The organism is Isoptericola sp. NPDC056573, assembly GCF_042793335.1.
In the GTDB taxonomy this organism is placed as follows: Bacteria; Actinomycetota; Actinomycetes; order Actinomycetales; family Cellulomonadaceae; genus Isoptericola.
In genome coordinates this window covers 53,946-66,638 of sequence record NZ_JBHTUY010000017.1, presented here as the reverse complement: position 1 = coordinate 66,638, position 12,693 = coordinate 53,946, and the positions used below count along the sequence as shown (strand labels likewise).

Genomic DNA, 12,693 nt, shown 5'->3' with positions numbered 1-12,693 from the left:
CATCAGATGCGGCCCGCCCTTCGGACTACCTCGGCGAGATCAGTACTCGCTCGGCAGGGTCAGCGGTCGAAGGCCTGGGCGACCAGGACCTCCTGCTGCTCCTTGTGCCGCTTGGCCGTGCCGGCGGCGGTCGACGCCGACGCGGGGCGGGACGCGACGCGCACCCGCGGCATGTCGTCCGGCAGCGCCAGGTGCAGGAAGGACCAGGCGCCCTGGTTCTCCGGCTCGTCCTGGACCCACACGACGTCGGCGTTCGGGTACTGCGCCAGCTGCGCTCGGAGCTGCTCCTCCGGGAACGGGTAGAGCTGCTCCAGGCGGACGATGGCGGTCCGGGTGTCCTGGCGCTTGGTGCGCTCGGCGAGCAGGTCGTAGTACACGCGGCCGGTGCACAGCAGCACGCGGTCGACCTGCGCCGCGTCCACCGTCGGGTCCGGCAGCACCGGCTCGAAGGTGCCGGTGGTGAAGTCCTCGACGCTGGAGGCCGCCGCCTTGAGGCGCAGCAGCTGCTTCGGCGTGAACACCACCAGCGGGCGGCGCGGGCGGGCGTACGCCTGCTGGCGCAGCAGGTGGAAGTACGACGCCGGGGTGGACGGCTGCGCCACCGTCATGTTGTTCTCGGCCGCGAGCTGCAGGAAGCGCTCGATGCGGGCGGACGAGTGGTCCGGCCCCTGGCCCTCGTAGCCGTGCGGCAGCAGCATGACCAGCGACGAGTGCTGGCCCCACTTCTGCTCGGCGGACGAGATGAACTCGTCGATGACCGTCTGCGCACCGTTGACGAAGTCGCCGAACTGCGCCTCCCAGAGCACGAGGGCGTCCGGGCGCTCGACCGAGTAGCCGTACTCGAACCCGAGGGCCGCGTACTCGCTGAGCGAGGAGTCGTACACCCAGAACTTCGCCTGGTCGCCCGACAGGTACAGCAGCGGGGTCCACTCGGCACCCGTGTTGCGGTCGTGCAGCACGGCGTGGCGCTGGACGAAGGTGCCGCGGCGGGAGTCCTGCCCGGCGAGGCGCACCGGGGTGCCCTCCATGAGCAGCGACCCGAACGCGGCGAGCTCGCCGAAGCCCCAGTCGATGCCGCCCTCCTTCGCCATGAGCTGCCGCTTCTGCAGCATCTGGGCGAGCTTCGGGTGCACCGTGAAGCCCTCGGGCGCGGACACCTGGACGGCGCCCACGCGCTCGAGCACGGCGTGCGGGACGGCCGTCTGCCAGCCGACCATGTCGCCGGCACCCTCGCGCTGCGCCTCCGGGCGCTCGAGGCCGAGGATCTCGTCCTCGCCGTCCGGCGTGCTGGCCTTGCCGGCCGACTTGGTCTCGGTGAAGACCCGCTCGAGCTGCGCCTGGTAGTCCTGCAGCGCCTGCTCGGCCTCCTCGACCGTGATGTCGCCGCGCGCCACGAGGTTCTTCGTGTACAGCTTGCGCACCGACTGCTTGGCCTCGATGAGGTTGTACATCAGCGGCTGCGTCATCGACGGGTCGTCGCCCTCGTTGTGGCCGCGGCGGCGGTAGCAGACCATGTCGATGATGACGTCGCGGTCGAACTGCTCGCGGTAGGCGAAGGCCAGCTCGGCCACGCGCACGCAGGCCTCGGGGTCGTCGCCGTTCACGTGGAAGACGGGGATCTGGTAGCCCTTGGCGACGTCGGTCGCGTACGTCGTGGAGCGCGACGACGACGGGCCGGTGGTGAAGCCCACCTGGTTGTTGATGATCACGTGGATCGTGCCGCCGGTGCGGTACCCGCGCAGCTGCGCGAGGTTGAGCACCTCGGGCACGACGCCCTGGCCCGCGAAGGCCGCGTCGCCGTGCAGCAGGATCGGCAGCACGGAGAAGCCGTCACCGCCCAGGTCGATGCGGTCCTGCTTGGCGCGCACGATGCCCTCGAGCACCGGGTCGACCGCCTCGAGGTGGGACGGGTTCGCGGCCAGGTAGACCTTGGTCGTCGCGCCGGACTCGGCGGTGAACACGCCCTCGGTGCCGAGGTGGTACTTCACGTCGCCGGAGCCCTGCACGCTCTTCGGGTCGAGCTGGCCCTCGAACTCCTTGAAGATCTGGCCGTAGCTCTTGCCCGCGATGTTCGCCAGCACGTTGAGGCGGCCGCGGTGCGCCATGCCGATGCCGACCTCGTCGAGCCCGCCCTCGGCGGCGCGCGACAGGATCGCGTCGAGCAGCGGGATGACCGACTCGCCGCCCTCGAGCGAGAACCGCTTCTGGCCGACGTACTTGGTCTGCAGGAACGTCTCGAACGCCTCGGCGGAGTTCAGCTTGCGCAGGATGCGCAGCTGGTCCTCGCGCGGGGTGCGGGCGTAGCCCGACTCGAGCCGCTCCTGGAGCCACTTGCGCTGGGCCGGGTCGGCGATGTGCATGTACTCGACGCCGATCGTGCGGCAGTACGAGTCGCGCAGCAGGCCGAGGATGTCGCGCAGGGTGTCCTTGGTCTTGCCGCCGAAGCCGCCCGTCGGGAACGCGCGGTCCAGGTCCCACAGCGTCATGCCGTGGTTCTGGATGTCCAGGTCGGGGTGCTTGCGCTGGCGGTAGGCGAGGGGGTCGGTCTCCGCCATGAGGTGGCCGCGCGAGCGGTAGGAGTGGATGAGCTCCGCGATCCGGGCCGGCTTGGCGGCCTCGACGTCGGTGTCCACGGTGTTGTCGCGCACCCAGCGCACGGGCTCGTACGGCACGCGCAGGGCCGCGAACACGCGGTCGTAGAAGCCGTCCAGGCCGAGCAGCTTGCTCGCGAGCACCTTGAGGAACTCGCCGGACTGCGCGCCCTGGATGATGCGGTGGTCGTAGGTCGACGTGATCGTCATGACCTTCGAGATGCCCATGCGGGCGAGCTGCTCCTCGGACGCGCCCGCGAACTCCGCGGGGTAGTCCATGGCGCCGACGCCGATGATCGTGCCCTGCCCGGACATGAGGCGCGGCACGGAGTGCACGGTGCCGATGCCGCCCGGGTTGGTCAGCGAGATCGTGGTGCCGGCGAAGTCGTCCATGCCGAGCTTGCCGCCGCGCGCCTTGCGCACGAGGTCCTCGTACGCGGCCCAGAAGCCGGCGAAGTCGAGCTCCTCGGCCTTCTTGACGCTGGGCACCAGCAGCTGGCGCGAACCGTCGGGCTTGGCGAGGTCGATCGCGAGGCCGAAGCCGACGTGGGCGGGCTGCACGACGTGCGGCTTGCCGTCGATGCTCTCGTAGTGCGCGTTCATCACCGGCATGTCGGACAGCGCCTCGACGAGCGCGAACCCGATGAGGTGGGTGAACGAGATCTTGCCGCCGCGACCGCGCGCGAGGTGGTTGTTGATGACGATGCGGTTGTCCACCATGAGCTTGGCGGGCACGGCGCGCACCGACGTCGCGGTCGGGACCTCGATCGAGGCCTCCATGTTGGTGACGACGCGGGCGGCGGGGCCGCGCAGCTTCTGCACGTCGTCGGTGGCCTCGTCCTCGGTGGCCTTCGGCGCGGACTTCGCGACCTCCGCATAGGGCGCGGTCGAGGGCTGGGCCTCGGCGACCGGGCGGACGGCGCTCACCTCGGGGTCCGCCGGCAGCGGGGCCGGCTTCGCGGCCTTGCGCTCGGCCTTCGCCGTCTCGGCGGCGGCGGTGCCCGACCGGCCGGCCGGGGCCGCGGCCTGTGCCGGGGCGGCCTGCTGCGCCGGAGCCGCGGGCTGTGCCGGGGCCTGGGGCTGCGCCGGAGCCGCGGGCTGCGCCGGGGCCGCGTCCGCGGTGGCGCCGTTGGTCTCACCCGGCTCGTAGTCGGCGAAGAAGTCCCACCACGCGGGGTCCACCGCGTTCTTGTCCTTCAGGTACTGCTCGTAGAGCTCGTCGACGAGCCATTCGTTGGCTCCGAACGCGCTCGCCACGCTGATCGACTCTGACCCGTCCTTCGGGGACACCACGCGCGGATCGCCCACTTTCACACAGTTGCAACTCGTTCGACCGGAAATGCGCCCGACAGCGCCGGTGCGCAGGTCCCAGCCTACGTCCTCCGGGCCGTCCGACCGGGGAGGCCGAGTGGCGTCAGACGGCCGTTCCCGGGCTCGCGACGCGGCATCGTGACCGTCCGGTAATGCGGTGGGCAACGGCTCCTCGGGTCGACCCGATGACTCCGTGTTCCGACGTCATGTCCGCACCACGCGGGCCGTCCTGTGACGGACGAGTGTGACCAACGTCACCCGGGGGAGGGCGCGGCGGGATCAGTCCGAGGGCTCGGTCGTGACGCCGGGGGCGGGGCGGGCCTGCGCGGGGAGCGTCACGCGCATCGTCGCGCCGCGGTCGGTGTCGGCGACCTCCACGTGCCCGCCGTGCAGGTCGACCGCCCAGCGGACGATGGCGAGGCCGATGCCGGTACCGCCGCTCGCCATGCCGGACGGTGGCGCGGCATGGGGCCGTCCGGCGGCCGCCCCGCTCGCGAACCGCTCGAAGATGCGCCCGCGGTCCTCGGGCGCGATGCCGGGACCCTCGTCGCTCACCTCGAGGACGACGTCGTCGTCCACCGGGTAGGCGTCGAGCCGCACCGTGCCGCCGTGCGGCGAGTGCCGGATCGCGTTCTGCAGCAGGTTGGTGACCACCTGGCGCAGCCGCTCCACGTCGGCCTCCAGCGCGAGGTCCGGGGGCGTGACGTCGACGACGTAGCTGAGACCCTTCGCCGCGTCGACCATCGACATCGCCTGCGCGGACTCCTCGAGGAAGTCGCCCACCGAGAACTCGCTGAGCACCAGCGCGGACGCGCCGGCCTCCACGCGCGACAGGTCGAGCAGGTAAGTGACCAGGCGGGTGAGGCGCTCCGTCTGCTCCAGCGACAGCTCGAGGGCCGACGGCGTGGGCTCGGTGACGCCGTCCACCATGTTCTCGAGCTGGGCCTGCAACGCCGCGACCGGGGTGCGCAGCTCGTGCGACACGTTCGCGATGAGCTCGCGCCGCACGCGGTCGGAGGCGTCGAGGTCGGCGGCCATGACGTTGAACGCCTCGGCGAGGTGACCCACCTCGTCGCGGCTCGTGGCGCGCACCCGGATCGAGTAGTCCCCGGCGGCCATCGCCTGCACGGCCGCCGTCATGTCCCGCAGCGGCGACGTCATGCCGCGCGCGAGGAGCTGCACGATGACCAGGGACAGGAAGATCGCCAGGGGCAGCGTGCGCGTGGGGCCCAGCTCGTTCTGCAGGCCGATCCACGTGATGAGGACGGCGAACGTCACCGTCGCCACGACCAGCACGCCGAGCTTGGTCTTGAGCGAGCGCAGGGGGTCCAGCGGTCGGACGTCGGGCAGCCGGTGGTGCTCCTTGCGCCGCGGCGCGGCCGGCCCGGCGTCGTCGGCGCCGGGGGCGGGGTCCATCAGGCTTCCGGCGGCTCGAACGCGTACCCGACGCCGTGCACGGTCCGGATGAGGTCCGGCCCGAGCTTGCGGCGCAGCGCCTTGATGTGGGAGTCGACGGTGCGGGTGCCGCTGGCGTCCGCCCAGTCCCACACCTCGGCGAGCAGGCGCTCGCGCGTCTGGACGGTCTTGGGCGAGCTGGCGAGCATGACCAGGAGCTCGAACTCGGTCGGCGTCAGGTGCACCTCGTCGCCGGCGCGGTGCACGCGGCGCTGGGCCCGGTCGATCGTGACGTCGCCCATGACCATGGGCGGGTCGGCCGGGGTCGTCACCGCGGCCTGCTGCGCGCGCTCCACGCGCCGCAGCAGGGCCTTGACGCGCGCCACCAGCTCGCGCATGGAGAACGGCTTGGTCATGTAGTCGTCGGCGCCGACGCCGAGGCCGACCAGCATGTCGGTCTCGTCGTCGCGCGCCGTGAGCATGAGGATCGGGATCGGGTTCTCCGCCTGGATGCGGCGGGTGACCTCGAGCCCGTCGATGCCGGGAAGCATGACGTCCAGCACGATGGCGTCCGGGTTCAGGCGGGAGGCGGCGTCGACGCCGGCGAGGCCGTCGCGCGCCACCTCGACCCGCCAGCCCTCGGCGGACAGGCGCTGGGCGATGGCGGCCGCGATCGCGGGCTCGTCCTCGACGACGAGCACGGTGGCGTTCTGCTGGCCCGACGTGCCCGAGGTGCCCGGGGTGCTCGGAGGGGTCGCGGTGGTCATGGTGCCATCTTGCACCGGCTCCCTGGGGGAGCGCTGAGTACACGCTGTCCGGGGCTCTCCCGCGCGGACGCCGACTCGCCCGCCGGCTCCGTCCCGATAGCATCGGAGCACGATGGACGAGAGCCGATATCGCGCGGGGTCGCCCGCGCCGTCCCGCCTGGCAACCCCGCCGCCCCGCCACCTCGCGGTGCCGCCCCGCACGACCGGGAGCCGCCCGTGCTAGGCGACGTCCTCATGATCGTGCTGGGCGTGGTGCTCACCGCGGGCACCGCCGTGTTCGTCGCCAGCGAGTTCTCCCTCGTCACCCTCGACCCGGCCGTGCTCGGGGCCGACGACGAGGAGGGCGACAGTCCGTCGCCCGGCCGCGACACCGCACGCCCGTCGGACCGACGGGACCGCGCCGTGCGCGCCGGGCTCAAGCACCTGTCCACGGAGCTCAGCTCCGCCCAGGTCGGCATCACCATCACCACGATCCTGCTCGGTTACACCGCCCAGCCGGCGCTCCTGTCCCTGTTCTCCGAGGCGTTCGCGGCCACGGCGCTCGGCCGCGGCGTCGCCGGCGTGCTCGCGGGGGTCCTCGCGCTCGTCGTGGTCAACGCGTTCTCGATGCTCTTCGGAGAGCTGATCCCGAAGAACTTCGCGCTCTCCGCCCCGCACGCGACGGCGCGGCTGGTCGTCCCCGTGCAGCGGGTGTTCACCATGCTGTTCCGGCCGCTCATCGCCGTGCTCAACGGCTCCGCCAACGCGCTGCTGCGCCGCGTCGGCGTCGAGCCCCGCGAGGAGCTGTCCGGCGCGCGGTCGTCCTCGGAGCTGCTGTCGCTCGTGCGGCGCTCGGCGCAGGAGGGCACGCTCGACCAGTCGGTCGCGACCCTGCTGACCAACTCCCTCGAGCTCGACGAGCTGTCGGCGCGCGACGTCATGACCGACCGCATGCGGATGGCCGTCGTCGAGCGCGACACGACGGCCGCCGAGGTCGTGGCCCTCGCCCGGCGCACCGGCCACTCCCGGTTCCCGGTGATCGGCGAGGACCGCGACGACGTCGTCGGTCTCGTCCACCTGCGCCGCGCCGTCGGCGTGCCCCACGACCGGCGTGGCGAGGTGCCGGCCGCCGCCCTCATGGTCGACGCGCCCCGGGTGCCGGAGACGGTCCGGCTCGGCCCGCTGCTCGTCGAGCTGCGCGGCCTCGGCCTGCAGATGGCCGTGGTCGTCGACGAGTACGGGGGCACGTCGGGGATCGTCACGCTGGAGGACGTCGTCGAGGAGCTCGTGGGCGACGTCGCGGACGAGCACGACCCGCGCCGCGCCGGGGTGGTGCGCGGCGCCGACGGGTCGTGGGTCGTGCCCGGGGTGCTGCGCCCCGACGAGCTGGAGGAGCGCACCGGCCTGGTGGTGCCCGAGGGCCCGGCCTACGAGACGCTCGGCGGCCTGGTCATGGCGGAGCTGGGGAGGGTGCCCGAGGTCGGCGACGAGATCGAGACCGACGGCGTGCTGCTGCGCGTGGAGGCGATGGACGCGCGGCGCGTCGAGCGGCTGCGCGTGCTCGCCGTCGACCCGGCCGGGCACGAGCGCGGGGAGGCGGGCCGATGAGCACCGGGACCGCCCTGCTGGTCGGCGTGCTGCTGCTCGCCGGCAACGCGTTCTTCGTCGGCGCCGAGTTCGCCGTCATCTCCGCGCGCCGCAGCGCCATCGAGCCGCGGGCCGAGGCCGGCGACCGGCGCGCCCGCACCGCCCTGTGGGCGATGGAGCACGTCTCCCTCATGCTCGCGTGCGCGCAGCTCGGGGTCACCGTGTGCTCCACCGGCCTGGGCATCGTCGCCGAGCCCGCCCTCGCGCACCTGCTCGAGGTGCCGTTCGAGGCCCTGGGGGTCCCCGAGGCGCTGCTGCACCCCGTCTCGCTCGTCCTCGCGCTGGCGATCGTCGTGTACCTGCACGTGGTGCTCGGTGAGATGGTGCCCAAGAACCTCGCCGTCGCCGGCCCGGAGACGGCCGCCCTCTGGTTCGCGCCGCCGCTGGTGCTGCTCGGCCGCGCCGTGCGCCCGGTGATCGCGGCGCTCAACTGGGTCGCGAACCACGCCGTGCGGCTCGCGGGGGTCGAGCCGAAGGACGAGGTGGCCTCCGCGTTCACGGCGCAGGAGGTGCAGTCGATCGTCGAGCACTCGCAGGCCGAGGGCGTGCTCCGCGACGAGCAGGGCCTGCTCGCCGGGGCCATCGAGTTCTCCTCGCGCACCGCCGGCGACGTCATGGTGGCCGTGGACGAGCTGGTCACCGTCGACCCCCGCACCACGCCCGACGACGTCGAGCACCTCGTCGCACGCACCGGCTTCAGCCGGTTCCCCGTGCGGGGCGACGACGACGCCCTGCGCGGCTACCTGCACCTCAAGGACGTCCTGTACGCGTCGAACGGCGACCGGTTCGACCCGGTGCCGGCATGGCGCGTGCGCGCGCTCGCGTCCGTGCGGCCGGCCGACGAGGTGGAGGACGCGCTGCGCGCCATGCAGCGCTCCGGGGCGCACCTGGCCCGCGTCGAGGGGCCCGACGGCGTCCTCGGCGTCGTCTTCCTCGAGGACATCCTCGAGGAGCTCGTGGGCGAGGTGCGCGACGCCATGCAGCGTCGGCCGTGACGCCGTCCGCCCGCGGGGCATGAGCAGCGTGGACACCTTCCCACGGCACCGGACCGCAGGACCGGCCCGACCGGCTGTGGACGGGGACTTGGCGGGGGAGCCCGACCCCGTTATGGTTCCGTGACGGATCGGTCGTACGGCGCGTGGCGGGCACGCGGTGACGGGCGGTCCGCGTTCAGGTCCGGACTCCTCGGGCGGCCACGGTGGCCGCGCCGGGGCACGAGCGCGGAGGTGCCGTGGAGGCGACGTCGCAGGGTGACGCAGCCGCGCCGCGCTCCCGTCGCGAGATCCGGGAGGCCGAGCTCGCCCGGGCCGGCAAGAAGCCCCGCAAGCGTGCTTCCACCGCACGCGGCGACCGCTCCGACGGACGGCACGCCGCCCCCGCCGGCCACGCCTGGGTCACCCGGCTGACCGTCCTCGGCTCGCTCGCCGCCGCGACCATCGCCGCCCCCCTCGTCACCGACGACCAGGCCCACGGCGGCACCCCGTTCGACCTCGACACCCAGCCCGCGGGCCCCTCCACGCTGGCGCTCCTCGAGCAGGGCGTCGACACCCCCCGCACCTCCCAGGGCATCGCCGCCGCACCGCGCGACGTGCGCGTCGAGGCGTCCGCCGCCAGCCGGACCGCCGAGCGCAGCCCCCTGCCCGGGTGCGACGCCGGGGCGTCCATCGACGGCGGCAACGGCAGCCTGGCCGACCACTCGCTCTGCGACATCTGGCAGCCCGGGGAGAAGCTGCGCGCCGACGCCGCCGTCGCGCTCAGCGCCCTCAACGAGGCGTTCCGCGTCCGTTTCGGCCGCGACCTGTGCCTCGTCGACAGCTACCGCTCCATCTCCTCCCAGTACGCCGTCAAGGCCAGCCGCGGCTACCTCGCCGCCACGCCCGGCACCTCCATGCACGGGTGGGGGCTCGCCATCGACCTGTGCGGCGACGAGTACCGCTCCAGCGAGGTCTACGGGTGGCTGTGGGAGAACGGGCCCGCCTACGGGTGGGAGAACCCGCCGTGGGCGCAGCGGGGTGGCATGGGGAACTACGAGCCCTGGCACTTCGAGTACAAGCCCGGCGTCGTGGAGATCACGACCTGGCACTGAGCCGCCGTTCTGTGCTCGTGTGCTCACCGCCGCGGGAGGTGCAGGATCCTTCGCGCGGTCGCGTTCACGCGCCCCAGGGGGCGCTCCACTTCGGGAGGGATACGACCGCGCGAAGGATCCTGCGCCTCCCGCTCTCCTGATCCCTCACGGCAGCCTCGAACCCGGGCTCGTCCAGTCCCGCTGGTCGAGCCTGTCGACACCCGGCCGTGGTCTCGACAGGCTCGACCGACGACGATCCGCGGGCCGTGCGGCGTCAGGTGGTGATCGTCGTGTTGCCGCCGAAGTCGTCGCGGAAGCGCGGGCCCTGGGCGGCGAGCTCCTGGGCGTACGCGGCGGACCAGCCGCGGAAGGGGTCGACGGCGAGGGACTCGTTGGAGAACCGGCGGTCGTCGGTGAGCTCGGTGACGCAGAAGTCGGGGATCTGGAGGTCCGTGACCGGGCCCGAGCGCTCGCACTCGGCGACGATGAGCGGCGCGTTGGCGCCGCCGAAGACGTCGATCGACCAGCCGTCGGCGCCCAGCCAGGCCGCGTAGCGCGTCTTGATGACCTGCGCGCCGCCGCGGCGCACCAGCTCCGCGCCGACGTTCGGCTCGAGCGGGCGCTCCGCCTCGTACCGGGTGCCGCCCACCGACGGGCCCTTGACCGTGACCGCGGCGAAGTCGACGCGCGAGCGGTAGAGCTCGAGGACGTCACGCGCGTCGCTGTCGGGGCCCAGCCGTGCCTCGACGCCCGTCGCCTGCACCCGCACGCGCAGCGCGTAGCCGCCGTCCGAGAGGAAGTAGGACTGGACGATCAGGGCGGGCGCGTCGCGCAGCGCGTCCGGCAGCTCGCGGACGAAGAACCGGCGCTCGAACTCGAAGTCGGAGTAGTCGGCGGACATGGCCACGAGCCTAGTGGGCCGCGGCGACGGTCCGGTCCCGCGGCCAGGCGGTGTCGGTCCAGGTGCGCCGCACGCGCAGCACGCCCGTGCGCATCGGCAGGGTGAACTCGCCCTGCGCCGTCTCGGTCCGGCCCGCGAGGTACGCGCGGATGCGCGCCGTCGTGGCCGCGCGCTCCGCCTCCGGCATGACGAGCACCCCGGCGCGGGTCGCGAGGGTCGCGACGAGGGAGTCGGCGGTGCGGCGCTGACCGTGCGGGAACTCCGCCCGCTCCGCCCGGGCCGACCACCCCTCCCCGGCGGGCGGGAGCAGGCCGGCGGTCGCGCGGCGCCAGGCGGTCGGTGTGTCCCGCGGCCCCACGGCCGCGCTCCCGCCCGCGTCGGCGAGCCCGGCGACCCAGGCGACGTCGTCGTCCAGGAGGTTCCAGAGCCCGGCCAGGACGCCGCCGGGGGCGAGCACGCGGGCGATCTCGGGCCCCGCGACCGCCAGGTCGAACCAGTGGAGGGCGTTGCCCGCGAGCACGGCGTCGACGGAGCCGTCGGGCAGCGGGATCGACTCGGCGCTGCCCGCCAGGGCGCGGACGCCCGGCCGCCCCCGCCGCAGCTCGGCCAGCATCGCCGGGTCCGGCTCGACGGCGACGACCTCCGCGCCCGGGACGACCGCCGGGTCGAGCAGGGCGGCGGTCAGCTTGCCCGTCCCCGCGCCGAGGTCGAGCACCCGCGGGCCCGGCGCCGCCCGCAGCGTCCAGCGCACCGCGGCCGCCGCGTAGTCCGGGCGGTGCTCGGCGTACGCGCCGGCCGCCGTCCCGAAGGACGACGCTGCGGACGGGGCGTCCCGGTCGCCGCTCACGGGGCCGCGGGGCCGGGGACCTCGCGCCGCGCCGGACCCACGTACGCGGACAGCGGGCGGATCAGGGCGTTGGCGGCCTGCTGCTCCATGATGTGCGCCGTCCAGCCGGTGACGCGGGCGGCGACGAACAGCGGCGTGAACGTGGCCGTCTCGAACCCCATGAGGTGGTAGGCCGGGCCCGACGGGTAGTCGAGGTTCGGGTAGATGCCCTTGCGGCGCACGAACTCGGACTCCAGCGCGTCGTAGAGGGCGGCCAGGTCGGGGCGGTCGTAGTGCTCGACGAGGGTGTCGAGGGCGGCCTTCATGGTCGGCACGCGCGAGTCGCCGTGCTTGTAGACGCGGTGCCCGAAACCCATGATCTTGCGCTTGGCGGCGAGCGCGTCGTCGAGCCAGGCCGCGGCCCGCTCGGCGGTGCCGATCTCGGCCAGCGTCTCCATGACCGCCTCGTTGGCGCCGCCGTGCAGCGGCCCCTTCAGCGCGGCGATCGCGCCCACGACGGCCGAGTGCAGGTCGCTGAGCGTGGACGTGATCACCCGTGCCGTGAACGTGGAGGCGTTGAACGAGTGCTCGGCGTACAGGATCATCGACCGGTTGAACGCGTCGACGACCACCGGCTCCGGCTCGACCTCGAACGTCGTCCACAGGAAGTTCGCGGAGAAGTCCAGGTCGTCGCGCGGGGCCACGGGCCCCAGCCCGCGGCGGCGGCGCTGCCCGTACGCGACGACGGCCGGCAGGGCCGCGAAGAGCCGCACGCTGCGCTCGAGGTTGACGTCGGCGTTGGCGGCCGCCTCCAGGGCGGTGAGGCCCGCGGCCTCGCGGGCGCCGATGACGCTCACCGCCGTGCGCACCTCGTCCATCGGGTGCGCGGTGACGGGCAGGAGGTCGATCGCGGCGCGCACGTCGTCGGCGAGCGGGCGGTGCTCGCGCTCGGTCGCACGCAGGGTGGCGAGCTCGTCGTCGGTCGGCAGCTCGCCGTGCCACAGCAGCCACGCGACCGCCTCGAACGGGCAGGTCGCCGCCAGGTCCTGGACCGGGTAGCCGCGGTACAGCAGCGAGTTGGTCTCGGGGTCCACCTTGGAGACGGCCGTCACGTCGGCGACCACCCCCGCCAGCCCGCGTCGGACCTCCGGCTCGGGCCCGGTGTGCTCTGTCATCGATGCTCCTTCGCTGCGATGTCGGCGGAGACGGCG

At 73.6% G+C, this 12,693-nt stretch carries 9 protein-coding genes; 3 read left to right on the top strand and 6 right to left on the bottom strand.

Going from position 1 to position 12,693, the window contains the following annotated elements:
• Positions 1-59: 59 nt before the first annotated feature.
• The 3 genes from ACFQ8E_RS20975 to ACFQ8E_RS20965 form a co-directional block, all read right to left on the bottom strand.
• Positions 60-3,848: a multifunctional oxoglutarate decarboxylase/oxoglutarate dehydrogenase thiamine pyrophosphate-binding subunit/dihydrolipoyllysine-residue succinyltransferase subunit gene (locus tag ACFQ8E_RS20975; RefSeq protein WP_430552499.1), complete on the bottom strand. Its 3,789-nt coding sequence runs from the start codon at positions 3,846-3,848 to the stop codon at positions 60-62.
• 333 nt (positions 3,849-4,181) lie between these two features.
• Positions 4,182-5,318, bottom strand: a complete 1,137-nt coding sequence (locus ACFQ8E_RS20970; RefSeq protein ID WP_430552498.1) for a sensor histidine kinase — start codon at positions 5,316-5,318, stop codon at positions 4,182-4,184.
• A complete protein-coding gene (locus ACFQ8E_RS20965; RefSeq protein ID WP_430552497.1) occupies positions 5,318-6,064 on the bottom strand; it encodes a response regulator transcription factor in 747 nt (248 codons plus the stop codon). The genes ACFQ8E_RS20970 and ACFQ8E_RS20965 overlap by 1 nt, the downstream gene beginning before the upstream one ends.
• 216 nt (positions 6,065-6,280) lie before the next feature.
• On the opposite strand from ACFQ8E_RS20965, the gene ACFQ8E_RS20960 reads away from it, so the two are divergent.
• The 3 genes from ACFQ8E_RS20960 to ACFQ8E_RS20950 all read left to right on the top strand — a co-directional run bounded on the left by ACFQ8E_RS20960 (position 6,281) and on the right by ACFQ8E_RS20950 (position 9,776).
• Positions 6,281-7,651, top strand: coding sequence for a hemolysin family protein (locus tag ACFQ8E_RS20960; RefSeq protein WP_430552496.1), 1,371 nt, complete (start codon positions 6,281-6,283; stop codon positions 7,649-7,651).
• Positions 7,648-8,685: a hemolysin family protein gene (locus ACFQ8E_RS20955; protein WP_430552495.1), complete on the top strand. Its 1,038-nt coding sequence runs from the start codon at positions 7,648-7,650 to the stop codon at positions 8,683-8,685. The genes ACFQ8E_RS20960 and ACFQ8E_RS20955 overlap by 4 nt, the downstream gene beginning before the upstream one ends.
• Positions 8,686-8,921: 236 nt before the next feature.
• Positions 8,922-9,776, top strand: a complete 855-nt coding sequence (locus ACFQ8E_RS20950; protein WP_430552494.1) for a M15 family metallopeptidase — start codon at positions 8,922-8,924, stop codon at positions 9,774-9,776.
• A 253-nt stretch (positions 9,777-10,029) separates the two neighbouring features.
• Here ACFQ8E_RS20950 and ACFQ8E_RS20945 read toward each other — a convergent pair whose 3' ends face one another.
• From ACFQ8E_RS20945 to ACFQ8E_RS20935, 3 genes are read right to left on the bottom strand one after another with little or no spacing between them, the layout of a single operon-like run.
• Positions 10,030-10,656, bottom strand: coding sequence for a CYTH domain-containing protein (locus tag ACFQ8E_RS20945; RefSeq protein WP_430552493.1), 627 nt, complete (start codon positions 10,654-10,656; stop codon positions 10,030-10,032).
• Between the two features lie 10 nt (positions 10,657-10,666).
• Complete coding sequence (locus ACFQ8E_RS20940; RefSeq protein WP_430552492.1) at positions 10,667-11,503, bottom strand: class I SAM-dependent methyltransferase; 837 nt, start codon at positions 11,501-11,503, stop codon at positions 10,667-10,669.
• Positions 11,500-12,657, bottom strand: coding sequence for a bifunctional 2-methylcitrate synthase/citrate synthase (locus tag ACFQ8E_RS20935; protein ID WP_430552491.1), 1,158 nt, complete (start codon positions 12,655-12,657; stop codon positions 11,500-11,502). Before ACFQ8E_RS20935 ends, ACFQ8E_RS20940 begins: the two co-directional genes overlap by 4 nt.
• Positions 12,658-12,693 lie beyond the last annotated feature (36 nt).

Bases quoted from the DNA above. Each gene is read 5' to 3' on its own strand.
- ACFQ8E_RS20945 (WP_430552493.1), bottom strand. From the start codon at position 10,656: ATGTCCGCCGACTACTCCGACTTCGAGTTCGAGCGCCGGTTCTTCGTC.
- ACFQ8E_RS20935 (WP_430552491.1), bottom strand. From the start codon at position 12,657: ATGACAGAGCACACCGGGCCCGAGCCGGAGGTCCGACGCGGGCTGGCG.
- ACFQ8E_RS20965 (WP_430552497.1), bottom strand. From the start codon at position 6,064: ATGACCACCGCGACCCCTCCGAGCACCCCGGGCACCTCGGGCACGTCG.
- ACFQ8E_RS20955 (WP_430552495.1), top strand. From the start codon at position 7,648: ATGAGCACCGGGACCGCCCTGCTGGTCGGCGTGCTGCTGCTCGCCGGC.
- ACFQ8E_RS20970 (WP_430552498.1), bottom strand. From the start codon at position 5,318: ATGGACCCCGCCCCCGGCGCCGACGACGCCGGGCCGGCCGCGCCGCGG.